Source organism: Rhizobium sp. P43, from assembly GCF_056730705.1.
In genome coordinates, this window is the sequence record NZ_CM161539.1 from 4060033 (window position 1) to 4084040 (window position 24008).

General features: G+C 61.6%; 28 protein-coding genes and 1 tRNA gene. 14 read left to right on the plus strand and 15 right to left on the minus strand.

What is annotated here, in order from left to right:
- Positions 1 to 801, plus strand: coding sequence for an FAD binding domain-containing protein (locus tag AC1PUL_RS20095; RefSeq protein ID WP_480465769.1), 801 nt, complete (start codon positions 1 to 3; stop codon positions 799 to 801).
- 221 nt (positions 802 to 1022) lie between these two features.
- Positions 1023 to 2237 (plus strand): 5-aminolevulinate synthase, encoded by a 1215-nt coding sequence (gene hemA / locus AC1PUL_RS20100; RefSeq protein WP_480465770.1) that lies wholly within the window; start codon positions 1023 to 1025, stop codon positions 2235 to 2237.
- 102 nt (positions 2238 to 2339) lie between these two features.
- On the opposite strand, the gene AC1PUL_RS20105 is transcribed toward hemA, so the two are convergent.
- On the minus strand, positions 2340 to 2906 hold the full coding sequence (locus AC1PUL_RS20105; protein ID WP_480465771.1) for a leucine-rich repeat domain-containing protein: 567 nt from the start codon (positions 2904 to 2906) through the stop codon (positions 2340 to 2342).
- Positions 2907 to 3173: 267 nt separating this feature from the next.
- Positions 3174 to 4373 (minus strand): 1-deoxy-D-xylulose-5-phosphate reductoisomerase, encoded by a 1200-nt coding sequence (dxr, locus tag AC1PUL_RS20110; RefSeq protein WP_480465772.1) that lies wholly within the window; start codon positions 4371 to 4373, stop codon positions 3174 to 3176.
- 107 nt (positions 4374 to 4480) lie between these two features.
- Here dxr and AC1PUL_RS20115 point away from each other — a divergent pair, with 107 nt between their 5' ends.
- Positions 4481 to 6328: a heavy metal translocating P-type ATPase gene (locus AC1PUL_RS20115; RefSeq protein ID WP_480465773.1), complete on the plus strand. Its 1848-nt coding sequence runs from the start codon at positions 4481 to 4483 to the stop codon at positions 6326 to 6328.
- Positions 6329 to 6336: 8 nt separating this feature from the next.
- Here the strand turns inward: AC1PUL_RS20115 and AC1PUL_RS20120 are convergent, their stop codons facing one another.
- Entirely contained in the window at positions 6337 to 7080 is a 744-nt protein-coding gene (locus AC1PUL_RS20120; protein ID WP_480465774.1) for a BON domain-containing protein, read from the minus strand.
- 164 nt (positions 7081 to 7244) lie between these two features.
- Between AC1PUL_RS20120 and AC1PUL_RS20125 the strand changes: the two genes are divergently transcribed.
- A complete protein-coding gene (locus tag AC1PUL_RS20125; RefSeq protein ID WP_480465775.1) occupies positions 7245 to 7745 on the plus strand; it encodes a YciE/YciF ferroxidase family protein in 501 nt (166 codons plus the stop codon).
- Positions 7746 to 7826: 81 nt separating this feature from the next.
- On the opposite strand, the gene AC1PUL_RS20130 is transcribed toward AC1PUL_RS20125, so the two are convergent.
- The 3 genes from AC1PUL_RS20130 to AC1PUL_RS20140 form a co-directional block, all read right to left on the minus strand.
- Positions 7827 to 8906: a DNA topoisomerase IB gene (locus AC1PUL_RS20130; RefSeq protein ID WP_480465776.1), complete on the minus strand. Its 1080-nt coding sequence runs from the start codon at positions 8904 to 8906 to the stop codon at positions 7827 to 7829.
- The gene (locus AC1PUL_RS20135; RefSeq protein WP_480465777.1) at positions 8903 to 9430 is read right to left on the minus strand and encodes a sigma-70 family RNA polymerase sigma factor; all 528 of its coding nucleotides are present in this window, start codon (positions 9428 to 9430) and stop codon (positions 8903 to 8905) included. Before AC1PUL_RS20135 ends, AC1PUL_RS20130 begins: the two co-directional genes overlap by 4 nt.
- Before the next feature lie 99 nt (positions 9431 to 9529).
- Entirely contained in the window at positions 9530 to 9793 is a 264-nt protein-coding gene (locus tag AC1PUL_RS20140; RefSeq protein ID WP_480465778.1) for a hypothetical protein, read from the minus strand.
- 152 nt (positions 9794 to 9945) lie between these two features.
- Here AC1PUL_RS20140 and AC1PUL_RS20145 point away from each other — a divergent pair, with 152 nt between their 5' ends.
- The 3 genes from AC1PUL_RS20145 to AC1PUL_RS20155 all read left to right on the plus strand — a co-directional run bounded on the left by AC1PUL_RS20145 (position 9946) and on the right by AC1PUL_RS20155 (position 10840).
- Positions 9946 to 10278, plus strand: a complete 333-nt coding sequence (locus AC1PUL_RS20145) for a hypothetical protein (RefSeq protein WP_480465779.1) — start codon at positions 9946 to 9948, stop codon at positions 10276 to 10278.
- Between the two features lie 110 nt (positions 10279 to 10388).
- Positions 10389 to 10577, plus strand: a complete 189-nt coding sequence (locus AC1PUL_RS20150) for a hypothetical protein (RefSeq protein WP_480465780.1) — start codon at positions 10389 to 10391, stop codon at positions 10575 to 10577.
- Positions 10578 to 10651: 74 nt separating this feature from the next.
- Positions 10652 to 10840: a hypothetical protein gene (locus AC1PUL_RS20155; RefSeq protein WP_480465781.1), complete on the plus strand. Its 189-nt coding sequence runs from the start codon at positions 10652 to 10654 to the stop codon at positions 10838 to 10840.
- Positions 10841 to 10861: 21 nt separating this feature from the next.
- Here AC1PUL_RS20155 and AC1PUL_RS20160 read toward each other — a convergent pair whose 3' ends face one another.
- The 3 genes from AC1PUL_RS20160 to AC1PUL_RS20170 form a co-directional block, all read right to left on the minus strand.
- Complete coding sequence (locus AC1PUL_RS20160; RefSeq protein WP_480465782.1) at positions 10862 to 11089, minus strand: hypothetical protein; 228 nt, start codon at positions 11087 to 11089, stop codon at positions 10862 to 10864.
- Positions 11090 to 11221: 132 nt separating this feature from the next.
- Positions 11222 to 11298 (minus strand) — tRNA-Arg (locus AC1PUL_RS20165).
- A gap of 67 nt (positions 11299 to 11365) precedes the next feature.
- Positions 11366 to 12529 carry a M20 aminoacylase family protein gene (locus AC1PUL_RS20170; protein ID WP_480465783.1) on the minus strand — a complete coding sequence of 388 codons (1164 nt, stop codon included), beginning with the start codon at positions 12527 to 12529 and terminating at the stop codon, positions 11366 to 11368.
- A 189-nt stretch (positions 12530 to 12718) separates the two neighbouring features.
- Here AC1PUL_RS20170 and AC1PUL_RS20175 point away from each other — a divergent pair, with 189 nt between their 5' ends.
- Entirely contained in the window at positions 12719 to 13807 is a 1089-nt protein-coding gene (locus AC1PUL_RS20175; RefSeq protein ID WP_480468646.1) for a serine hydrolase, read from the plus strand.
- An 8-nt stretch (positions 13808 to 13815) separates the two neighbouring features.
- Positions 13816 to 14973, plus strand: coding sequence for a CobW family GTP-binding protein (locus tag AC1PUL_RS20180; protein ID WP_480465784.1), 1158 nt, complete (start codon positions 13816 to 13818; stop codon positions 14971 to 14973).
- Here AC1PUL_RS20180 and AC1PUL_RS20185 read toward each other — a convergent pair.
- The 5 genes from AC1PUL_RS20185 to AC1PUL_RS20205 all read right to left on the minus strand — a co-directional run bounded on the left by AC1PUL_RS20185 (position 14970) and on the right by AC1PUL_RS20205 (position 18771).
- Positions 14970 to 15212, minus strand: a complete 243-nt coding sequence (locus AC1PUL_RS20185) for a sulfurtransferase TusA family protein (protein ID WP_480465785.1) — start codon at positions 15210 to 15212, stop codon at positions 14970 to 14972. The two genes, AC1PUL_RS20180 and AC1PUL_RS20185, sit on opposite strands and share 4 nt — an antisense overlap.
- Positions 15213 to 15216: 4 nt before the next feature.
- Positions 15217 to 16467: a L,D-transpeptidase family protein gene (locus AC1PUL_RS20190; RefSeq protein ID WP_480465786.1), complete on the minus strand. Its 1251-nt coding sequence runs from the start codon at positions 16465 to 16467 to the stop codon at positions 15217 to 15219.
- A 180-nt stretch (positions 16468 to 16647) separates the two neighbouring features.
- Entirely contained in the window at positions 16648 to 17601 is a 954-nt protein-coding gene (locus AC1PUL_RS20195; RefSeq protein ID WP_480465787.1) for an acetyl-CoA carboxylase carboxyltransferase subunit alpha, read from the minus strand.
- 62 nt (positions 17602 to 17663) lie between these two features.
- Complete coding sequence (gene xerD / locus AC1PUL_RS20200) at positions 17664 to 18605, minus strand: site-specific tyrosine recombinase XerD (RefSeq protein WP_480465788.1); 942 nt, start codon at positions 18603 to 18605, stop codon at positions 17664 to 17666.
- A 13-nt stretch (positions 18606 to 18618) separates the two neighbouring features.
- Positions 18619 to 18771, minus strand: coding sequence for a hypothetical protein (locus AC1PUL_RS20205; RefSeq protein WP_480465789.1), 153 nt, complete (start codon positions 18769 to 18771; stop codon positions 18619 to 18621).
- 144 nt (positions 18772 to 18915) lie between these two features.
- Here AC1PUL_RS20205 and AC1PUL_RS20210 point away from each other — a divergent pair, with 144 nt between their 5' ends.
- The 3 genes from AC1PUL_RS20210 to AC1PUL_RS20220 are packed head-to-tail and all read left to right on the plus strand — an operon-like array spanning position 18916 to position 21931.
- Positions 18916 to 19506, plus strand: coding sequence for a shikimate kinase (locus AC1PUL_RS20210; protein WP_480465790.1), 591 nt, complete (start codon positions 18916 to 18918; stop codon positions 19504 to 19506).
- A complete protein-coding gene (aroB, locus tag AC1PUL_RS20215) occupies positions 19503 to 20630 on the plus strand; it encodes a 3-dehydroquinate synthase (protein WP_480465791.1) in 1128 nt (375 codons plus the stop codon). The genes AC1PUL_RS20210 and aroB overlap by 4 nt, the downstream gene beginning before the upstream one ends.
- Complete coding sequence (locus AC1PUL_RS20220; protein WP_480465792.1) at positions 20627 to 21931, plus strand: HlyC/CorC family transporter; 1305 nt, start codon at positions 20627 to 20629, stop codon at positions 21929 to 21931. The genes aroB and AC1PUL_RS20220 overlap by 4 nt, the downstream gene beginning before the upstream one ends.
- 12 nt (positions 21932 to 21943) lie before the next feature.
- Here the strand turns inward: AC1PUL_RS20220 and AC1PUL_RS20225 are convergent, their stop codons facing one another.
- Positions 21944 to 22225, minus strand: a complete 282-nt coding sequence (locus AC1PUL_RS20225; RefSeq protein ID WP_298460679.1) for a BolA family protein — start codon at positions 22223 to 22225, stop codon at positions 21944 to 21946.
- Between the two features lie 102 nt (positions 22226 to 22327).
- Here AC1PUL_RS20225 and AC1PUL_RS20230 point away from each other — a divergent pair, with 102 nt between their 5' ends.
- Complete coding sequence (locus AC1PUL_RS20230; RefSeq protein WP_298460677.1) at positions 22328 to 22954, plus strand: DnaJ domain-containing protein; 627 nt, start codon at positions 22328 to 22330, stop codon at positions 22952 to 22954.
- A gap of 58 nt (positions 22955 to 23012) precedes the next feature.
- Positions 23013 to 24005: a cobaltochelatase subunit CobS gene (gene cobS, locus AC1PUL_RS20235; RefSeq protein ID WP_185809266.1), complete on the plus strand. Its 993-nt coding sequence runs from the start codon at positions 23013 to 23015 to the stop codon at positions 24003 to 24005.
- The last annotated feature ends 3 nt before the right edge of the window (positions 24006 to 24008 follow it).

Sequence of the window (24008 nt, forward strand, 5' to 3'; positions counted from 1 at the left end):
ATGCAGCTCTATTCAACCAGCTACCATCGTGCCTCCTCCATCGAAGAGGCCGGTAAACTGCTCGGCGGCACCGAGGACGGCAAATTCATCGCCGGTGGGCAGACGCTGATTGCGGCGCTCAAGCAGCGTCTCGCCCAGCCGTCTGACCTCATCGATCTCCGGCATATCGATGCCCTCAAGGGCATCAAGGTGGAAGGGCGCCGCGTGACGATCGGTGCAGCCGTCACCCATGCGGAGGTCGCCTCTTCCTCGGCCATCCGCGCGGTCTGCCCGGCAATTTGCCATCTCGCCTCGATGATCGGCGATCCACATGTCCGCCACCTGGGCACGATCGGCGGATCGGTGGCCAATGACGATCCGGCTGCGGACTATCCGTCGGCCGTGCTCGGCCTTGGCGCAACCGTCGTCACCAATGCCCGCGAGATCGCAGCCGACGACTTCTTCGTCGGCCTCTTCGAAACGGCACTGGCCGATGACGAGATCATCACGGCAATTCGATTCGATGCGCCGGAGCGGGCGGGTTATGCCAAGTTCGCCAATCCGGCGTCGCGCTATGCCATGACCGGTGCCTTCGTCTCCAAAGGGGCGGGTGGCGTTCGTGTCGCGGTCACCGGTGCCGGTTCGTCGGGCGTCTTCCGCCATGCCGGGCTTGAGGCCGCGCTCTCGGCGAACTGGTCGCCGGATGCCGTCAGCGGGGTCGAGATTGATCCGTCGGAGCTGATGTCGGATCTGCATTGCACGGCGGAATACCGGGCCAATCTGATCCGGGTGATGGCGAAGCGGGCCGTTCAGGCTTCGTGACGCCATCCAGATCCCCAGGCTTCAGGAGAAGGGCGGCTGTGGCCGTCCTTTTTCGCTGAGTTTGACGCAGATCAAGTTTGCTCCGGCACAATCCGTTAGGATCTATGTGTAAGGGTTCTAATGTTCGCGCCATTTGTCGCAGTTTAGAATGAATTTACAAAACCGGGCTTGACCCCGGCGACGTAGAGACACAAAAGAGTGTCGTAGACTGGAGTTTAGGCATGGATTTCGAGGCGTTTTTCAAGGATCAGCTCGCGGGGCTTCACGAGGAAGGCCGGTACCGCGTCTTCGCTGATTTGGAACGCCAGCGCGGCAATTTTCCGCGTGCGACCCGCTACACCGAGAACGGCACTCAGGAAGTCACCGTCTGGTGCTCCAATGACTATCTCGGCATGGGGCAGAACCAGTTCGTCATCGATGCCATGAAACAGGCGATCGACGACTGTGGCGCCGGTGCCGGTGGCACCCGGAATATCTCCGGCACCAATCATTACCATGTCCTGCTCGAGCGCGAGCTTGCCGGCCTTCACAACAAGGAATCGGCGCTGATCTTCACCTCGGGTTATATCTCGAACTGGGCGACGCTCGGTACGCTCGGCGCCAAGATCCCGGGCCTGATCATCTTCTCCGACGCCCTGAACCACGCGTCGATGATCGAAGGCATTCGCCATTCCAAGGCAGAGCGCGTCATCTGGAAGCACAACGACGTCAAGGATCTGGAAGCGAAGCTCTCCGCTGCCGATCCGAAGGCGCCGAAGCTGATCGCGTTCGAAAGCGTCTATTCGATGGATGGCGATATCGCGCCGATCAAGGAAATCTGTGATCTCGCCGACAAGTATGGCGCGATGACCTATCTCGACGAAGTCCATGCCGTCGGCATGTATGGCGCGCATGGCGGCGGTATTGCCGAACGCGAAGGCCTGATGGATCGCCTGACGATCATCGAAGGCACGCTTGGCAAGGCCTTCGGCGTGATGGGTGGCTATATCGCTGCCTCGACCGCGCTTTGCGATTTCGTCCGCTCGTTTGCATCCGGCTTCATCTTCACGACGGCTCTGCCGCCGGCGCTCGCCGCCGGTGCGGTCGCCTCGATCCGCCATCTGAAGACCAGCCAGGTCGAGCGTTTCGCCCATCAGGAGCGCGTGCGCCGCCTGCGCTCCATGCTCGACAAGGCCGGCATTCCGCATATGCCGAACCCGAGCCATATCGTGCCAGTCATGGTCGGCGATGCCGCCAAGTGCAAGTGGATCTCCGACCTGCTTCTCGACAACTGTTCCATCTATGTGCAGCCGATCAACTATCCGACGGTACCGAAAAAGACCGAACGGCTGCGCATCACCCCGACGCCCCTGCATTCCGATGCCGATCTTGAACATCTCGTAGGCTCGCTGCACCAGCTCTGGTCGCGCTGCGCTCTGGCGCGTGCGGTGGCGTGATCGGTTCGGTGGGACACAGCTCACGGCAAATTCCGAAAATGAGGGTAAGCCCATATCGAAGAGTTGCGTCGAAGCGTTAGTATTTGTGTTCTGTCTCGATAGTTAGGATTTACGCGACAACTCGCGATAACGCTTAGTGTGAATTGATAAGCGACCACCGTCGCAATCGGGGCAGCACGGCCTCGTTCCCTTACCAGTCAACATTGCTTTTGGCTTGCCGCAGGCTTCACATGTCAATATGGCCGGGTTGGCGTCGTAGACGACGCCACCTTTCCACGGGAATTCAACGTTAGGCTGCTGCGCCTCAAAACGCGCGAACTGATCCCAAGAGAAGTTGTTCGATACGAAAAGGCGTTCGAGGTGGTCCAACCCGTACAGAGGCGTCAGCAGACCATCTTTGCTCGTACCGGCGAATACCAGATTCTCAATTGCGCGGGTGCTAGCCAGTGGTAGAAGCGTGTCGATCTTGATCGTCCCCGAAAAGGACGGCCAAATCGTCAAATTTCGTAATTCTTTGAGAGGTTGTATTCCCTCCAAGGTGCTTAGCCGATCACATGAATACATCCAGAGCGACTTTAGCTTGGGAAATCGCTCTGCGAGCCCGTAGAGAGAGGTGAGCTTGCGACACTCCACGAGGTAAATGGAAGTAACGTGGTCGACTTTGCCCATGCGGCAGAAATCCACTAGCGGTGCATCTTCGATACACCAGCTCATTTCATTTGGAGCAGGTAGGCGCTCAATCTTCTTCACTGACCGATGCAAGCCGCCCTGATCCTGACGAAGGACGTCTAGAGTCTCAAGCACTGTCTCGAAATGTTTCAATTTTTATTCAACCAGATGCCTGTGAGAGCGGCAGATACGAGTATAGTCCAATCAGATCAACGATGTGACTTTACGCTGAGTGAAGCACTATACCATATCTCCGACCATCGTCGGTTAATGTGAGGTTCCGTTGCTATCGCGCCTATCTATCACCTCAGCCGCCTTGCGCCTCGCCTCGCGATCCGCCGCATAGACGTCGGCAATCGTATCAGCGGGCACGCCCTCGACCATCGCGTCCATCACCGTCTCGACCACGTCGGCCATGTCGAGGAAGCGGATCTTGTCTTCGACGAAGGCGTTGAAGGCGGTTTCTTCGGCGGCGTTGAGGATGGCGCCCTGCAATCCGCCGCGTTCGAGCGCCGTGCGGGCAAGCCGCAGGGCCGGGAAGCGCGTTTCGTCGGGTGCCTCGAAATCGAGCCGTGCGAGCTTGGCAAAGTCGAGCCTGTCGACATTCAGCGCCGGGCGCTTCGGATAGGTCAGGGCATAGCCAATGGCGGTGCGCATATCCGGCACGCCGAGCTGGGCGATGATGGAGCCGTCGGTGTAGCCGACCATCGAATGAATGATCGATTGGGGATGGACGACGACCTCGATCTGATCAGGGCGGACATCGAAGAGGTGTTTTGCCTCGATCATCTCCAGCGCCTTGTTGAACATCGAGGCGCTGCCGACGGAGATCTTCAGGCCCATCGACCAGTTGGGATGGGTGCGGGCCGTCTGCACCGTGACATTGGCCATCTGCTCGCGTGTGTGGGTGCGGAAGGGGCCGCCGGACGCGGTGAGCACGATGCGCTCGAGCGCATGCCGCTGGTCGGCTTCCAGGCACTGGAAGATTGCCGAGTGCTCACTGTCGACGGGGATCAGCCGTCCGCCGCCCTTCCTTACAGCATCGACGAAGAGATGGCCGGCGGAGACGAGGCATTCCTTGTTGGCAAGCGCGATGTCGGCGCCGCGTGCTGCGGCTTTCAGCGTCGGAGCGAGGCCTGCTGTGCCGACAATGGCTGCCATGACCCAGCCGGCCTCCATGTCGGCGGCCTCTTCCAGCCCGCTTGCGCCGGCTGCGACATCCGTGCCGGAGCCTGCCAGCAGGTCCTTCAGCGTCCTATACTGGCTTTCGTCGGCGGTAACGGCAAGTTTCGCGCCCGTGCGGCGGGCCTGTTCGGCGAGCAGGTCGAGACTGCCGTTGCCGGTCAGCGCCATGACCTCGAAGCTGTCGCGGCCGCCGAGCTGCGCGATGACGTCGAGCGTGTTGACGCCGATCGAGCCGGTCGAGCCAAGGACTGAAAGGCGGCGGGGCCGGGCACTGTCGATCATGCTGCTTACGTCCGATTGCTTCATGCTCAGAAGGCTCTACAAGGGAAAGCGAAGAGCAGCAAGAGACGTCGCTTTCGACCTTTCGCCAGTGCCTTGGGAATGAGATGATGCCGGACTTTCTGCAGCCGACACGATTGCGTGAGAGCCTGCCCGTCCTGCTCGCGACGCTTGCCTTCCTCTGTCTTGCCGGGGGCGGGGTGCTGTTCCTCGCCGCCCGTCCCGAACAGGCCGCACTGATCTGGCTGGTCGGGGCCGGTTCCGTGCTTATCGTCCTCGTCCTCGATATCCTGCGGGCGCTCCTCAACGGCCGGATGGGCGTCGATGCCATCGCAGCTCTGTCGATTGGCGTTGGCCTGGCCCTTGGGGAAAACCTCGCTGCCGCCATCGTCGCCGTGATGTATGCCGGCGGCCAGTTGCTCGAAAGCTTCGCGGAAGGGCGGGCGCGCCGCGACATGACGGCCCTGCTCGGTCGAGTCTCGCGCACGGCCATGCGCTATCGCGGCGAGACCTTGGAAAGCGTGCCGATCGAGGCGCTCAAGCCGCAGGACCGGATCCTGGTGCGCAAGGGCGAGGTCGTGCCGGTCGACGGGCGTCTGCTGGCCGCAACGGCCGTCCTCGATCTCTCGGCGCTGACAGGGGAATCGCTGCCCGTGCCCATCCAGATGGGCCATGAAGTGCCGAGCGGCTGCAGCGTGCTGGGTGATGCCTTCGACCTTCTGGTGCTGCGCGCTTCGAAAGAAAGCACCTATGCTGGTATCGTTCGCCTCGTCGAACAGGCACAGGCCAGCCGCGCGCCGATGGCGCGTCTGGCGGATCGTTATGCCCTCGTCTTCCTCGGCATCACGCTGCTTCTGGCCGGCGGCGCCTGGTGGTGGAGCGGCGAGGCGACGCGGGCGCTGGCCGTGCTTGTTGTCGCCACCCCCTGTCCGTTGATTCTTGCCGTGCCTGTCGCCGTCATTGCCGGCATGTCGCGCGCCGCCTCGCATGGCGTGCTGGTCAAGACGGCGGGAGCGCTTGAGGCGCTGGCTGCGGTCACCACCGTGGTCGTCGACAAGACCGGGACCGTGACCTCCGCACGGCCGGAAGTGTCGGAGGTCCGGCCGCAACCGGGCTTCACCTCCGATCAGGTGCTGGCACTGGCCGCCTCGCTCGATCAGGCCTCCGGCCATGTCGCGGCAGAAGCGCTGGTGCGCGCCGCCACCGCGCGGGGCCTTGGCCTCATCCTGCCGCAGGGTGTCATCGAAGAGGCGGGGCGGGGGCTTTCCGGCCTGGTCGGCGGCGTCAAGGTGGTGCTCGGCGGCAGTGGTTATGTCCGCTCGCAGCTGCTGGCCGACGAAGACTTTGCCCGAGCCGACATCGACAACGGCACGGCGGTGGTCGCTGTCGGCATCGATGGACGGGCGGCCGGCCTCATTCTCCTGTCCGATCCGCTGCGCCAGGATGCCGGTGATACGATCAGTGCTTTTAGGGCCGGCGGGGTGCGCCGCATCGTCATGGCTTCCGGGGACCGCACCGATGTGGCGGAAAAGGCCTCGGCCAGTCTCGGCCTCGATGCCGTCGCAGGCGACCTCGCGCCGGAAGGCAAGGTTGAGCTCATCCGCCGGGAGCGCGCTTCTGGCGTGGTGATGATGGTGGGAGACGGGGTCAATGATGCCCCGGCGCTGGCGCTGGCCGATGTCGGGGTAGCGATCGGTGCGCGGGGTTCGGCGGCCTCGTCGGAAGCGGCGGATGTGGTGCTGCTGGCGGATGATCTGTCACGTCTGCCGCTTGCCTGTGGCATCGCGAGGAGGTCCCGCAATATCGCTCGGCAAAGTGCGGTTGCCGGGCTTGTGCTCTCGGGCGGCGCCATGGTGCTGGCCGCCTTCGGGTATCTCACACCGGTTCAGGGCGCCCTGTTGCAGGAGGTGATCGACGTTGCGGTCATCCTCAATGCCTTGCGCGCGCTCAGGGCTTGAAGCAGGCCTCAGGCCTGCGTCATCACGCTGCCTTCGCCAGAAATCCGGACACGCAGATTGTTCTGCACATGGGTAACACCGCTGACGCGATCGGCGCAGTCTTCCGCCCGCCGCTTTTCCCAGCGGTCGGTCACATGGCCGGACAAGGTGACCTCCGCGTCCTTCACCGTGACTTCGATATCCGAGGCATCGACTGCCGGATCATCGGCCAGCCGGTCGTTGACGTCTTCGAGGATGCGGGCGTCCGAGCGGCGGTAGCCTTTCGGACCCTTGCCACGGTGGCTGTCCATCTCGCGGCGGCGGGCAGCCTCTTCGTCGCCAAACCAGGATGCGACCTCGTCGCTTGCCCGGTCAACAAAGCCGCGCTCCTCGTCCTGGTCGCGGTGGGTGCGGCCATAACCGCCCCGGTAGGAGGGATTGTCAGAGGGGTAATAGCCGCGCCCGGCGCCACGGGCATAGCCCCTGGTCTCGTCGCCATAGCCACGATCACCGAGATCCCCGGCATAGCCGAGATCGTCGGTCGTCCAGTCGGAGCGGCCCATGCGGGGATAACGTGAGCCGCTCGCGCCATAACCGCCATCCATGCCGAAGTCTCGCTGGCGTTCGGCGGTGTAGCGGTCGGCGTCCGGCCGGTTCTCGCCATAGCCGCGCACGAAGCCGCTTTCACCCGGCGCGTAATCTCCCGTAGGACCACGGCGGGTATTGTGGTTGCGACCGAAGTCGGCATCCCAATTGTCGTTGCGATTGACCATCGTTTCCTCCTTTGGATTGGGGAGGGTGACGCGCGACGCCACCTTGGAAACTAACCGTCGGCCGCCATCGATCGTTCCGGATAAAGCGCAAAATTCCCTTCGGAACAAACCATCATCGCACCGGTTCTTCTCTGGCCATAACCGATAACCGAGGAGATACCGACATGGCCACCAAGACACTGGAAGAGCTCTTCCACGAGACCCTCAAGGACATCTATTACGCGGAGCGCAAGATCCTGAAGGCCCTGCCGAAAATGGCCCGAGGCGCCCAGGACGAGAAGCTGAAGGCCGCCTTCCTGCAGCACAAGGAAGAGACAGAGGGCCAGGTCGAGCGCCTGCAGCAGGTGTTCGAAATCATCGGCAAGCGCCCGCGGGCCAAAACCTGCCCCGCCATCGATGGCATCGTCGAAGAGGGGGAGGAGATCATGGAAGAGTTCAAGGGCTCGCCCGCGCTTGACGCCGGCCTGCTGGCAGCCGCCCAGGCCGTTGAGCACTACGAGATCAGCCGCTACGGCACGCTTCGCGCCTGGGCTCAGCAGCTCGGTTATCAGGATGCCGTCAAGCTTCTCGACGAGACGCTGGCTGAAGAGTCCAAGACCGACGAGGCGTTGACCATGCTCGCTGAAAAAGCCGTCAATGCTGCAGCCCAGAAGAAGGCAGCCTGACGCGCATCGCCGCGCACAAATGAAGGGGTCGGGATTTCCCGGCCCCTTTTCTGCGTTCGATTCTTTGCGATTTCCCCGCGCTCAGGCTTTAGTGGCGTAGTGCCCCTTCAGGAGTGCCATGAGACGGTTTTCGTCAGCGCGCAAAAGGGCGCGTTCCGGCGCGGCCAGCACGACGGCGCGCACGGCGTCGAGATCGGTGGCCTTGTCGGCCAGGTCGAGAATGGCGGGATGCACATAGCTTGACCGGCAGATCGTCGGTGTGTTGTGCAGTCGATCAGAGGCGACCTGGCACATTTGCCGGATTGTCGGACGCTCCGATGCCTCAATGCATCTCCAGGCTTCTGCGAAGGCGGCAACGGAGCCGCCCCAGGTCCGAAAGGTTTTGCCCGAGAGCCGCATCTGGGTGATTTCGCCGAGATAGGTGTTGAGCCTGCCGGAATCGATCCGATGCAGGTGCCCATCCTGGTCGCGCCAGGAAAACAGGTCCCGGCCAGGCAGGTCGGCAATCTCTTCAAGGATTTTCTGCAGTTTCGGATGGCGGAGCTTTCGCCGCACCCGCTTGCCGCCTTTGGCCAGAAAGCTCAGTCGGATGCCGTCGGGTTCGAAGGTCAGATGACGTTTCTGCAGCGTTGTTGCACCATAGGTCCTGTTTTCCTCCGCATAGGCGCGGTTGCCGACGCGCATATAGGTCACGTCGAGCAGGCTGATCAGGGCCGACAGCAGGAAGTAGCTCGAATCGGCATGCTCCGCGATATCGCGGGCGATCCGGCGGCGGATGGCGGGAAGGGCCTCACCGAAGGCGATCAGGTCGTCGAACTTGCGGGTGCTGCGCCAGGCGGCCCAGTCGTGATGATAGCGGTATTGCTTGCGACCGCGCGCGTCGTAGCCGGTGGCTTGCAGATGGCTGCGCGGCTCAAGGCTGATCCAAACCCGCTCATAAGCGGGCGGTAGTGCCAGTTTGCGGATACGGGCGAGAACCTTGGGATCGCCAACGGTCGTGCCGTCAGGAAGATGATAGGAAAAGCCCTTCCCTCGACGGCGCCGGGCAATGCCGGGTGCTGTATCCGTGCCGTAGATCAGGCCGATCTCCTCAAGTTCGGCGGCATCGTCTGGTAGGGCTGCCTGGCCAATCGGGGGATCATCCTCTGCGCTGCGTGTCATCCGACAGGACTGTCCGTTCCATTCTCACCGAGCTCGCGCCGGAGTTGCTGGCGGGCGCGGCTGAGGCGGCTTTTGACGGTGCCCACGGCGCAGCCGCAGATTTCGGCTGCGTCCTCGTAACGTTCGCCCAGCATCACGATCAGCACCAGCATTTCTCGGTGATGCTCTGGGAGACGATTGAGTGCCCGCCGCACCTCGTCAGCCTGCACCGTCCATTCCTGACTGGCTTCGGTCGTCAGCCGTGCAGTGATCGCATCCGGCAGGCCCACAGTCTCACGGCTGCTCTTCTTGAAGCGGGTGCAGAAGGTGTTGCGCATGATCGTGAACAGCCAGGACTTCAACCGCGTTCCCGGCTCGAACTTGTCGAGATTGGCGAGCGCCTTGGTCAGGGTCTCCTGCACAAGATCATCAGCCTCTTCCGGCTTCTGGCAGAAGGTCCGCGCAAAGGCACGCAATGCCGGTATCAACTCGATCACGTCAGACTGTGCGGCAAGCTCGGCTCTATGGGTCGTCAAGATCGCCATCCTCCGATGTCTGGGGTGCCAGGACACAACGACGCGAGAACGTCTGTCCTATGGCTTGGTTCCCGAAAATGTGAACGGTCGGCGAAACCGCGTTTGCTGTCAGCTTCGGCTTACGAACTTGTTGAAGCGGCTTGTCTTGCCGCCTTCGGTCATATCCTGGCAGAGGAAAGCAAGGTCACTCTTCTCGAAGATCTGAAAGAACTCCTGCCATTCGACCACCTCAAGCCTCTCGTCCGGCTCACCAAAATCGACGCGCAATATCCCGTCGGCACCGCTGTCGCGAAGGCGAGACGGGGTCCCTTTACGCTCCTCGATCCATCGGCGAATTTCCTCATGGTCGGTCGTTTGGCGCGCACTGCTCATTCTTGCCTCGCTGGTGTTCTTTCTCCTCCAGACCCGTTTGTGGAACGCCCTTCGGGCCCGCTGGTTCCGGGCGGCACGGCTTTTTCAGACGGAACCCGGAGGCCTCCCGGAGGTTTCGTTTTCCCGGACAATCGGAAAGCGAGAGCAAAATCATGACGCATGTGCAGAATGCCGACGGCCAAGGACAGCTGCTGATCGGTGGCCGCCTTTCACCCGTCGCCTATCACGTGACGGTTGATCGCAAGGGAGATCGCTTTGCCGCGAGCGTGGAAGTCCAGGCGCCGCGCGACTGGTTGATCCGGCAGGGCTTCAAGAGATCCGCTACACTTGTTCTTGCTTCCGGAGACCGCGCCGCGATCGGGCATGATGGGCAGCTCGACGTATCCGAGAGCATCAGTGTCGTGCTGCAAACCGGTCCGCTTCACTATGACGATCGTGAGACGCTGGTCCAAGCTTTCCCCGAGGTGGAAGGTGGGGCGGGCTGACCTAAAGCGCGCCGAATTCTCGGTGTGGCTGATCCGAAGTCGAATCAGGGGCGTACAGAAAACGACGCCAAGCCAAACCTGTCAGCAAAGCCCTCAAGCGGGAGGTTCCCATGGACAACGAAAATATCTCATTGCAGGAACCGCGGCGGGACAGGACGGGCGGTATAGTCCGTGACAAACTGGACTTGTTGATGATGGAGATGCGCAAGGAAGACGTACCTTCGCATCTCATCAAGCTGGCGGAAGAGCTCCAGTCCGCTCTGGATGAAAAGACAGAAAGTGCCAAGACACCGACCTGATCTGTCTCGGAACCTTCGGTGCTTCGACGGGTTCCACCATGACATCCTTGTCACGTGTCATGAAAGGGTCAGCCATGATCAATTTCTTTTGGTTATTCGTCGTCTTGGTGGGGCCGGTGTCGCTCGGCGGAGCAATATTTTTCGCCATCATGCGGCAAAGGCGTTTGAGCGGACGTGAGCGCCTCAATCAGGACGCAGCGACGCGCGAGCTCTATGAAAAGGATGAGCGGGCCGATACACGTCCTTACGGCGGACGCCGTTGATCATCAGCCCCTGCTCGCAATTTAGAGAAAACTCCCGTTGTTGGGGTCATAGCGTTTGCCGTTGGCGATGCTCGCAAGTTCCACAAGTTCGTCTTCGTCGCGAATGCCGCTCTTCACCAGATAGCTGACGAAGGCTTCCGCGTTTTCCTGAACATGCTTGTCGGCACGCGTGCGGCCGTAGAGTCGCCGCACCGTGCGTTCGACAATCGCATTTTCTTCACTGGTCTTGCCCGGGGGTCTTGGTGCCATAGCATATCCCTCCGTTTGAGGCCGACGCAAAAATTTGAGTAAACACCCGTCGGCGTGGCATGGAACCATCATGCCTTATAACAATCGGAACGCAACCCTAGATTCGCAAGGGCGAAATATAAGCGGAATGAATGGTGATCCCGACGCGATTCGAACGCGTGACCCTCAGATTAGGAATCTGATGCTCTATCCTGCTGAGCTACGGGACCACTTCCTCCTCCATACAAAAGCACAGGCTGCAAGCCAAGCGGTTTTGCATGGGGATGATGGGCTTGGTCAGCGCGGCAATCGCTGCTCCGCCAGGCGAACCCAATAGGAAATCCCGGCGGCCATCGCCTCATCGTTGAAGTCATAAGCCGGATTGTGCAGGCCGGCACTGTCGCCATTGCCGATCAGGATATAGGCGCCTGGGCGGGCCTGCAGCATGAAGGCAAAATCTTCGCCGGCCATGGTCGGATCGACCTCGGTATCGACCTTGTCCGCGCCCACCACCTCGATCGCCGCACGCGCGGCGTGATCTGTCTCTGCGGGATGATTGACGGTCACTGGGCAGGCGCGTTCGTAATCGTAGTCGATCGAGGCCCCATGGGCTGCCGCTATGCCTGCGGCCAGTTCGCCGATCCGGCGTTCTGCAAGGTCGCGCACCTGTTCGTCGAGTGACCGGACGGTTCCGGAGATGAAGGCCTCTTCCGGAATGATGTTGTGGGTCGTCCCGGCGTGAAATTGGGTGACGGACACGACGACGGAACGCAGCGGATTGGCATTGCGCGAGGCGATCGTCTGCAGGGCGTTGACGATCTGCGCTCCGATTACGATCGTGTCTGCCGTATTATGCGGCTCTGCCGCATGGCCGCCTCGACCGGTGATCTTCAGGGAAAACTTGTCGGGGGCAGCCATGATGCCGCCTTTGCGAATGGCAAAACTGCCGACCGGACTGCCCGGCATGTTGTGCATGCCGTAGATTTCCTCGATGCCGAAGCGCTCCATCAGGCCGTCTTCGACCATGGCCAGCGCTCCGCGTCCGCCTTCTTCCGCCGGCTGGAAGACCACCGCCACGCGACCAGAAAAGTTGCGCGTCTCAGCCAGGTATTTTGCCGCGCCGAGCAGCATGGCCGTGTGACCGTCATGCCCACAGGCATGCATGCGGCCCGGAATTGTCGAGGCCCAGGGTTTTCCGGTGATCTCGTCAAGCGGCAGGGCGTCCATATCGGCGCGAAGGCCGATGGTGCGACCTTCGCCGCCAGATCCCTTGATGATCCCAACGACGCCGGTGCGACCGAGCCCGGTCACGACTTCATCGACGCCGAATTCCCGCAGCTTCTCTGCTACGAAGGCTGCGGTGTTTTCGACATCATAGAGGATTTCCGGATTGGCATGCAGATGGCGGCGCCATTCGGTGGCTTCCGATTGAAGTTCGGAAGCTCTGTTTAGAAGAGGCATTCTCTCGTCCTGCGTTCATTCTTGATCACGTTCATGCGTATCACGTGATTGTCGGCATGAATGTGCGCCTTTCAATTGACGTATTCAATGGGCTTTGCCATTCCTTCGCTACATAAGAGATCGCCGTCGCTTGGCGAGAGTGACCAGCCGAACAAGAGGATCGAACTCGTGTTGACGAAGCGTCCCCCGATGTTGTCCGTAAAGCGGGCTGTCTGCCGACTGGCGGTTGCCGTGTCCTTGACGGCGCTTGTGCTGCCGGGAATGGCGGCGGCCAATCCCATGATGGTGGTTGATGTCGGCAGTGGTCGGGTGATTGCCCACCAGGAAGCTTTCCGCAAATGGTATCCGGCTTCGCTCACCAAACTGATGACCGCCTATACGACCTTCCGTTCGATGCGGGCCGGGGAGCTATCGCCCGAAACCGTCGTCGTGATGAGCAAGCATGCGGCAGACCAGCCGGCGAGCAAGATGTGGTTCAAGCCGGGCTCCAAGCTGACGCTGGACAGCGCGATCAAGCTTCTCATCATCAAGTCCGCCAATGATGTGGCTGTCGCGATGGCAGAGACCATCAGCGGCAGCGAGGCCGCTTTCGTGCAGCGCATGAACCAGGAGGCTCAGCGCCTCGGCATGACCTCGACCCGTTTCGTCAATCCGAACGGCCTGCCGGGCAAGGGCCAGTATACGACGGCGCGCGACATGGCGATCCTGGCCACCGCGATCCGTCGTGAGTTTCCGGAATATGCCGGTTACTTCGCGCTCGAAGGTGTGACGACGGGCAAGAAGGACTATCCGAACTTCAACCTTCTGGTCGGCCGTTTCCCGGGTGCCGATGGCATGAAGACGGGCTATGTCTGCGCGTCGGGCTTCAACCAGGTGTCGTCTGCCACGCGCAATGGCCGCACCGTGATCTCCGTCGTGCTTGGCTCCGACAGCCTTGGCGCCCGCGCCGATCTTTCTGCCGAGCTGCTGCAGAAGGGGCTGACGACAACGGTGGCCGGCAACCGTCTAGAACAGCTTCAGCCCTATGGCGAAGGTCAGGATCAGGTGACCGACATCAGCGCCGAGATCTGCAATCCGCAGGCCCGCAAGATCCGCAGCGAAGGCCGCGATGAAGCGGGTCGCATGAAGCTTCTCTCGCCCTATATCCGCGAGATGGGTCGTCCGCCGAAAATGAGCTTTGCCGGCCTGATCCCCGGCAGCGAACCGGTCGAAACCAAGAAGGCAGGCCCTGGCGAGATCGCCAACGTGCCGATCCCCAGGCCGCGTCCCACCTTCTGAGTTCAGCCATGACCCAAAACCGCATTCCCGTCTCCATCCTCACCGGCTTTCTCGGTGCGGGCAAATCGACGATTCTCAACCGGCTCCTCAAGGATCCGGCGATGAAGGACGCTGCCGTCATCATCAACGAGTTCGGCGAGGTCGGGATCGACCATCTCCTGGTCGAAGCTTCCAATGATGCCGTGGTCGAGCTGTCCGACGGTTGCCTCTGCTGCACCGTGCGCGGCGAGTTGGTCGATACGCTGGCCGAACTGATCGACGGCATGCAGACCGGCAAGATCAAGTCGCTGTCGCGGGTGGTTATAGAGACCACAGGGCTTGCCGATCCGGCACCCGTCATGCAGTCGGTGATGGGGCATCCGGCGATTGCCCAGCATTTCGATCTCGACGGCGTCGTGACGGTCGTCGATGCGGTCAACGGCATGTCGACCATCGATACCTATCCAGAAGCCTACAAGCAGGTTGCGGTGGCCGACCGGCTGATCCTGACCAAGAAGACGCTGGCCGATGCCACGGCGATCTTGGAACTCACCGAGCGTCTGCGGGCGCTTAATCCGCGTGCGCCGATCACCGATGGTGATGCGCCGGATGCGGGTTCGGCCGCGATGCTGGTCAACGGGCTCTACGATCCCGCAAGCAAGATTGCCGATGTCGATCGCTGGCTGAAGGACGAGATGGCGGCGGCGGACGATCATCACGACCATGGCCACGACCACCACCACGGTCATCATCACCACGCCCACTCTCATGGGCATGGCCATCATCACCACCATGATGTGAACCGGCACGGCACGTCGATCCGGTCCTATTCGATCCTGCATGACGAGCCGATCGATCCGATGGCGATCAACATGTTCGTCGATCTCCTGCGCTCGACCCATGGCGAAAAGCTCTTGAGGATGAAGGCCATCGTCGCGCTGACCGACCGTCCGGACAGGCCGCTGGTGCTGCATGGCGTGCAGTCGATCTTCCATCCGCCGGTGCGCCTGCCGGCCTGGCCCGAGGGCTCGGATCGCAAGACGCGGCTGGTGCTGATCACCCGGGATCTGTCGGAGAGCTATGTGCGGGACCTGTTTGGTGCCTTCACCGGCAAGGTCTCCATCGATCGCCCGGATCGGGCTGCCATGATGGACAACCCGCTGTCGATCCCTGGCTTCAAGTTCTAGCCGGACTGTGTTGCACCCTTGCGGATATGAAAGCGGTGCCCGTCTTCCAAACGCTCCTGCGCCAGCAATTCGTGGCCGTCTTCATGGCATAAATGCGGGATGTCGATGCCCGCAAGCGGATCTGTCGTTTCCACGATCAGTTCGTCGCCGGCCTGCATGTCGGCCATCCGCCGGCGGGTCTTCAAAACGGGAAGGGGGCATTTCAGCCCCCTCAGATCATAGGTCGGCGTTCCGGCCATGCCCTTACCAGAGCTTCCAGAAGGGCTTCTTCTCTTCTGCCGCAGGAGCGGCCTGCGCCGTCTGGGGGGCAAGCGGGTTCGGCTGCGGCACGGGAACGGCAGCGGTGGTCTGTGCCGTGGCCGGGGCTGCCGTTGTGGCTGCTGCCGTTGTGGCCGGCTGTGCAGCCTGGGTCTGCGGATCGCCGTTCGGATTGGTCGCCATCTGGTTGACGGCGGCGGTGCCGGTTGCGGCCGCAAGCTTTGCCGGATCGACTTCGTCCAGGTCGAGCAGCCTGCCCGCCTTCAGTGCCGAGCCTGTCGGCGCGAAGGCGAGGTCATGGGCGCGCGACTTGCGCAGGTCGGCGACCAGCGCCTTGCGCTCGGCTTCCGTCGGATCATACCAGATCTTGCCGTCATACTTCTTCAGCGCCTTGGCATAGGCGGCATCATAGGCTTCGTTGAAGCCATTGAGCGCGACCGAAAGGGCCGGCGGCGTGCTCATCGGCGGGCAGGCGCCCTGCGGGTTGAAGCTCGAGCCTTCCGGGATCGACTGGTTGAAGACATATTTCTTCTCGCAGACATTGACCACCGGCGGGCGCTTGGTGATCTCGAAATGATCGTAGCCGACCTTTAGCGTCTCCCAGAAATCGAAATGCGGGCTGTGGCGGTGACGCGCCATGTTTTCCGCGGTCATGCGGAAGGGGAAGGCCTGCAGCTGGATCGCCTGCTGGCCGCCCTTGAAGGCGTCGCGCGCAAAGGCGTAGATCTCCAGCATCTGGGCATCGGTCATCGAGTAGCAGCCCGAAGACGAGCAGGCGCCGTGGATCATCAGATGCGTGCCGGTGCGGCCGTTGGCGCGGTCGAACTGGTTCGGAAAACCCGTGTTGATCGCCAGGAAATACTTGGAGTTCGGGTTCAGGTGATAAGGTGTGAGCGGATAGAAGCCCTCCGGTGCCTGTCGGTCGCCCTCCTTGATCTTCGGACCCAGGCGGCCGGACCAGGCGCAGATGTCGTATTCCACGACCTTGTCGAAGCGCCCGTTGGTCTTCGCCTTCCAGACCTCCAGGATGCCCTCTTCCTTGAAGATGCGGATCATGATCGGCGAGGTGCGATCCATGCCCTTCTTCCGGATTTCGGAAAGCAGGCGGGGAGGTAGCGGCTGCTCGACCTTGTTGGCAACGCGCGGCGTATCATAGGCCGCGCTTTCCAATGTGTCATTGCAGCCGGCAAGGGCGGCGGCGAAAATCAGAACCAGGGCCGTCGATGTCAAGCGCATGCGCGAACGCTCTTTCCAGGAACACATGTTGTGGCTCAGAACGAGCCGGTCATGCGTAGTTTAGAACTGCTTTCTTCACAAATTATAAACCAATGACCGCCGAATCTGCCATTCGTACCCCGCCGCTAGCCCTGCAAAGCGGCGGAGTGATGGCAAATTGCCGCAGCAATTGCCGAAACCTCAGAGATTGCGGCCAATATCGAGGAATTTCTGACGACGGTCGGCGCGCAGCTTGTCGCCCGGCATTGGTGTCAGTTCCGCAAGCGCGCCGGCGATCATATCGCCGGTCATGCCGATGACGCGATCAGGGGCGCGGTGCGCACCGCCGACGGGTTCCGGGATGATGGCGTCGATGATGCCGAGAGCCTTAAGATCCTCCGCCGTGATCTTCATATTCGTCGCGGCTTCCTTGGCGCGGGTCGAGTCGCGCCAGAGGATGGATGCCGCGCCCTCAGGTGAGATCACCGAATAGATCGCATGTTCCAGCATGTAGACGCGGTTGCCGGTGGCAATCGCGATCGCGCCGCCGGAGCCGCCTTCGCCGATGACGACGGAGACCATCGGCACCTTCAGCGACAGGCACATCTCGGTGGAGCGGGCAATCGCTTCCGCCTGGCCGCGTTCTTCCGCACCCACGCCCGGATAGGCGCCGGCCGTGTCGATCAGCGAAATCACCGGCAGGCCGAAACGGTCGGCCATTTCCATCACGCGGATCGCCTTGCGGTAGCCTTCCGGACGCGGGCTGCCGAAGTTGTGCTTGATGCGCGACTTGGTGTCGTTGCCCTTTTCCTGGCCGATGACCGCGACCGGCTGGCCGCGGAAGCGGGCGAGGCCGGCCTGGATGGCGGCGTCTTCGCCGAACTTTCGGTCACCGGCGATCGGCGTGAATTCGGTGAAAAGCGCTTCGGCGTAATCGACAAAATGCGGACGCTGCGGATGGCGCGCGACCTGCGTCTTCTGCCAGGCGTTGAGCTTCGAATAGATCTCCACCATCGCCTCATCGACGCGGCTTTCCAGCCGACTGATCTCTTCCGAGGTGTCGATGCTCTCGTCCTCTTCCGCGATCTTCTTCAGTTCGCGGATCTTGGCCTCGAGGTCGGAGATGGGCTTTTCGAAGTCGAGATAGTTGTGCATGAACTCCGTTCCGATCGTTCGTTCCTGGCGCTCACCGCCCGCAGGAACCGGCTTAGCCGGTCCTAATCGGGGTTTTTGGCCTGTTTTGCAAGGGGGTGATGCGTATGCACCAATTGCTGCAGGCGCTCGTCGAGCACATGCGTATAGATTTGTGTCGTTGAAATGTCGCTGTGACCCAGCAGTTCCTGCACCGCGCGAAGGTCTGCCCCATTGCCCAGAAGATGGCTGGCGAAGGCGTGCCTAAGCACATGCGGAGATACGGCATTCGCGGATAAACCGGCCCTTACGGCCAAATCCTTCAGCTCGCGTGCAAAGACCTGGCGAGGGACATGACCCTCCTTGCTCGCGGCCGGAAACAGGAAAGGGCTGTCCGCCTGGGCAGGGTCCGCCCCCCGAATTTCACCGTATCGGGCCAGCGCCTCGATGGCCGTGCGTGACAACGGCACCAGCCGCTCCTTGTTGCCCTTGCCGCGCACCAGCAGGAAGCGGCCTTCCTGGGTGAGCACTTTTACGGGCAGGGAGACGAGTTCACTGACGCGCATGCCCGTCGCATAGAGAAGTTCGATAAGGGCAAGCCGGCGGATACGTGCTGGCTGCTCTGGTCCTTCGAGGTTTGCTTCCGCCTCGGCAAGCGCCAACAGTCGAGTGACATCCTCGACCGTCAGAACCTTGGGCAGAGACCGTGCTTTCTTCGGGGCGTCGAGGATCGCGGTCGGATCGTCGCCCCGCAGGCCTTCGGCGTAGAGGAACTTGTAGAACTGGCGCATGGCCGACAGTCGTCTGGCCTGGGAGGTCGGCTGGAAACCTCTGCGGGCGAGATCGGAAAGATAGGCGGCGAGATCCTCGCGTGTTGCAGCCCCAAGGTTCACCTTGCGGCCTGAGAGAAAGTCCGAGAGGTCGTCGAGGTCGCGCTCGTAGGAGGCGAGCGTATTGACGGCTGCCCCTCGCTCCGCGCTCAGCATTTCCAGAAAGGCTTCAACACGGGCCCGGCTCAGATCCGACATGTGCTCTTTCCCGCTATTCTTCGACCGGGTTGATGCGCTCTGAAGGAATGCGCACCGTCACGTCCCGTTCCCTTGGCTCGACAAACACGACGAATGACCACATCGCGGCGTAGACCATGCCGACGAGGGTCCCGCAGATGAACAGGAAGCGAAACAGAGTAGGCATGGTCGATCCTCGGCCGGTTCTGGCAATAGATAAGTCGAAACACGGAGTTTACCAAGGCCGGGAGAGGCCTTGCGGAAATGCCGCCATGGCTTGACGCTAGCCCTCTATATGTCAATAGGTCATGAAACAGTCGTGAACAGGCCGATGACCGAAACGATCCTCAACCTTGCTCCCAGTCTGGGCGAGCGCGCCAAGGTGGCGCTCGGCAAACGCAATCTCGTTCTCGTCGGTCTCATGGGCGCCGGCAAGTCGGCGATCGGTCGCATCGTCGCCCAGCAACTCGGCCTGCCTTTCATCGATACCGACACGGAAATCGAGCGCGTTTCACGCATGTCGATCTCCGAGCTTTTCGCCACCTATGGCGAGGATGAGTTTCGCGCCCTTGAAACGCGGGTGATCAAGCGCTTGTTGCGCACCGGCCCTCGTGTGGTCTCCACCGGTGGCGGCGCCTTCATCAACGAAAACACCCGCAGGCAAATCGAGCGGGGCGGTCTTTCGGTCTGGCTCAGTGCCGATCTCGACGTGCTCTGGGAACGGGTCAACAAGCGGGATCACCGGCCGCTTCTGAAGACCGAAAATCCGAAGCAGACGCTGAAGGATCTGATGGACAAGCGCTATCCGATCTATGCGCTGGCGGACATTACCGTCCGGTCCCGCGACGTGCGCAAGGAAGTGATCGCCAACGAGGTTCTGACCTCGGTGATCGAACATATCGGCAAGGACAAGACGCAATGACAAAGGTCGAGACCCTGGAACGCCTGGTGCATGTGCCGCTGGGCGAGCGCTCCTATGACATCCTCATCGGCCCCGGCCTGATGGCGCGCGCCGGCGGTGAGGTCACGAGCCGTATCAAGGGCCGTCGTGCCGCGATCGTCACCGACGAGAATGTCGGCGCGCGGTATCTCGACGGGTTGATGGACAGTCTGCAGACGGATGGCATCGAGGCAGTCTCGGTCACGCTGCCGGCCGGCGAGAAGACCAAGAGCTTCGATTATCTCACCAAGGTCTGCGACGTGCTGCTCGAAGCCCGCATCGAGCGCAACGACACGGTGATTGCGCTCGGTGGCGGGGTCATCGGCGATCTCACCGGTTTTGCGGCCGGTATCGTGCGGCGCGGTGTGCGCTTTGTGCAGATCCCGACATCGCTGCTCTCACAGGTCGATAGCTCCGTCGGCGGCAAGACCGGCATCAATGCCCGCCAGGGCAAGAACCTCGTCGGGATCTTCAATCAGCCGGATCTGGTGCTGGCCGATACCGACGTGCTCGACACGCTGTCGGAGCGAGAATTCCGCGCCGGCTATGCGGAAGTGGCAAAATACGGCCTGATCGACAAGCCAGACTTTTTTGAATGGCTGGAGACGAACTGGCGCGAGGTGTTTGCGGGCGGTGCGGCCCGTATCGAAGCGATCGCCGTCTCCTGTCAGGCTAAGGCCGACGTGGTCGTCGCCGACGAGCGGGAGAACGGCCGTCGTGCTCTGCTCAACCTCGGCCACACCTTCGGGCATGCGCTGGAAGCCGCCACCCAATATGACAGCAGCCGACTGGTTCATGGCGAGGGTGTCTCCATCGGCATGGTGCTTGCGCATCGCTTCTCGGCGCGCATGAACCTGGCAAGCCCGGATCTCGCTGATCGTGTTGAGGCGCATCTGAAGGCCGTTGGCCTGCCGACCCGCATGGATCAGATCCCCGGCGGGCTGCCGCCGACCGAGGTGCTGATGGATGCCATCGCGCAGGACAAGAAGGTGAAAAGCGGCAAGCTCACCTTCATCCTCACTCGTGGTCTCGGCCAGTCCTTCGTCGCAGACGATGTGCCGGCATCCGAAGTGCAGCGTTTCATTGAGGAGATGCGTCCATCATGATCGAGCAAATCCTGGCGAGCCTCGCGGACTACTGGCTCACTCTCCTTGCCATTCTTGGCCTGATCTGTGCCTCGGCCTTCTTCTCAGGTTCGGAAACGGCGCTGACCGCAACCTCGCGGGCACGCATGCACACGCTGGAGGTTAATGGCGACGATCGCGCTGGCATCGTCAATACGCTGATCGAACGCAGGGACCGGCTGATCGGGGCGCTGTTGATCGGCAACAACCTCGTCAACATCCTCGCATCGTCGCTGACCACCAGCCTGTTCCTCGGTCTCTTCGGCGATTCCGGTGTCGCCATCGCCACGCTGTTGATGACCGTCCTGCTCGTGATCTTCTCGGAAGTGCTGCCGAAGAGCTGGGCGATCTCCGCGCCGGAGCGTTTCGCCCTCTTCGTCGCCCCGTTAGTGCGTCCGTTCGTGGCCGTGGTCGGCCCGCTTTCCAGCCTCGTCAACTGGATCGTTCGCAAGCTGCTTGGCATTTTCGGCGTGTCGATATCGGGCGAAGCTTCGATGTTTTCGGCCCATGAGGAGCTGCGCGGCGCCGTGGCGTTGCTGCATCGAGAAGGCTCGGTGGTGAAAGCCGACCGTGACCGGCTGGGTGGTGTCCTCGACCTCGGCGAACTCGAAGTCTCCGACATCATGATCCACCGCACCGCCATGCGGGCCGTCAATGCGGACGAGCCGCCGGAAGTGGCGATCCGCAATATCCTGGAAAGCCCCTATACCCGCATGCCCGTCTGGCGGGGCGCGACCGACAACATCATCGGTGTCATCCATGCCAAGGATCTGATCCGGGCGCTGGCCGAGCCGAATGTCGAGCCGCAGGACATCGACATCGTCAAGATCGCCCAGAAGCCGTGGTTCGTGCCTGATACCACCAACCTCAAGGATCAGCTCAACGCCTTCTTGCGGCGCAAGACCCACTTCGCCGTTGTCGTCGATGAGTATGGCGAGGTGCAGGGTGTGGTGACGCTCGAGGACATTCTCGAGGAAATCGTCGGTGACATCTCTGACGAGCACGATCTCGAGATCCAGGGTGTGCGCCAGGACAGCGACGGGTCGATCGTCGTCGATGGTGGCGTGCCGATCCGTGATCTCAACCGGGCGATGGACTGGCAGCTGCCGGACGAGGAAGCCACCACGATTGCCGGTCTGGTCATCCACGAATCGAAATCGATCCCCGAAGAGCGTCAGGCCTTCACCTTCTACGGCAAGCGTTTCATCGTCCTGAAGCGCGAGAAGAACCGCATCACACGTCTGCGCATCCGGCCGATCGACGCCGCTGAGCCGGCGGAATGATCGGATCTGTGTTTACCAGCGTGTGGGCTCGCCCGGGGCGGCGGGCTCGATCGCCAGCGCATGCAGCCCTGCATCGAGTTCCGGCTTCAGCAGGTCGGTCACGGCACGGTGGCGTGCAAGGCGGGTCATTCCCTCGAAGGCTGCTGCCACGATGCGAACACGCATATGTGTTTCGCCGGTGCCGGTGATATCTGGCTGATGGCCGGCATGGTGGTGACTTTCGTCGATCACGACGAGCCTTTCGGGGCTGAAAGCCTCGGTCAGGCGGGTCTCGATCCGGCTCTTCACCGACATGGTCTGCCTCTTTCTGCTGCTTCGCAAAAAGCCCCACAAAGCGCGTAACAAACCGGTTTGTCAATTCTTGTTCGCCCCCATCGCACGCCCCATAATTACGAGATGAAACTCGACTCGAAATATTTCGATCGGATCCGCACCCGGCGAAAGCGGGAGGCCGAGCCCGAGCAATCCAAACCTGTGTGTCAGTGGGACGGCTGCGAAAAGCCGGGGGTCCATCGCGCGCCGGTGGGACGTCATGCCGAGGGCCAGTTCTTCCTGTTCTGCTTCGAGCACGTGAAGGACTACAACAAGGGCTACAACTATTTCTCCGGCCTCTCCGACACGGAGATCGCACGCTACCAGAAGGAGGCGATCACCGGTCATCGCCCCACCTGGACGGTCGGCGTCAACAAGGCGGCGAAAGCAAGCCCGCTTCACTCCACCATGCGCTCCGGTTCGGCTGCGTCACAGGCGCGCATCAAGGACCCCTTCGGCTTCGTCCAGCAGGGGCGCGGCGGGGCTCCGCGCTATCAGGCGGCGGACCGGAAACTCAAGACGCTGGAGGCGAAAGCGCTTGATACGCTTGGACTTACCGTCAGCTCCACGCCCACCGACATCAAGACCCGCTACAAGGAGCTTGTAAAAAAACACCATCCGGATGCAAATGGCGGAGACAGGGCCTCTGAAGAGCGTTTTCGCGCTGTCATTGAAGCCTACAAATTGTTAAAGCAGGCCGGTTTCTGTTAATCCGAACATAGAGCAGCGACAAAGACGGCCGGACGGCACCGCCTGGCAGGGAGACATGATGAGCAAAATTGAATTGGATATCGCCAACCTGCCCGACACCACCGTTTCGGTCCGCGAGGTCTTCGGCATCGATACGGACATTCGTGTGCCGGCCTATTCCAAGGGCGATGCCTATGTGCCGGATCTCGATCCGGACTATCTCTTTGACCGCGAAACCACGCTCGCCATTCTCGCAGGCTTTGCGCATAACCGCCGCGTCATGGTCTCCGGCTTCCACGGAACCGGCAAGTCGACCCATATCGAGCAGGTCGCAGCCCGCCTCAACTGGCCCTGCGTGCGCGTCAACCTCGACAGCCATGTCAGCCGTATCGATCTCGTCGGCAAGGACGCCATCGTTCTGAAGGACGGCAAGCAGATCACTGAATTCAAGGACGGCATCCTGCCCTGGGCCTACCAGCACAATGTTGCACTCGTCTTCGACGAATATGATGCCGGCCGTCCGGACGTGATGTTCGTCATCCAGCGCGTTCTGGAAAGCTCTGGCCGCCTGACGCTTCTCGACCAGAGCCGCGTCATCCGTCCTCACCCCGCCTTCCGCCTGTTCGCGACTGCCAACACCGTCGGCCTCGGCGATACGACCGGCCTCTATCACGGCACGCAGCAGATCAACCAGGCGCAGATGGACCGTTGGTCGATCGTCACGACGCTGAACTATCTGCCGCATGACAAGGAAGTCGACATCGTCTCGGCCAAGGTGAAGAGCTTTGGCTCGACCGCCGAGGGTCGTGACACCGTTTCGCGCATGGTCCGCCTCGCTGATCTTACGCGTGCTGCCTTCGTCAATGGCGATCTGTCGACCGTCATGAGCCCGCGTACCGTCATCACCTGGGCCGAAAATGCCGAGATCTTCGGCGATGTCGCCTTCGCCTTCCGGGTCACCTTCCTCAACAAGTGCGACGAACTGGAGCGCACGCTGGTGGCCGAGCAGTATCAGCGCGCCTTCGGCGTGGAACTCAAGGAAAGTGCGGCCAATATCGTACTCGGCGCATAAGGA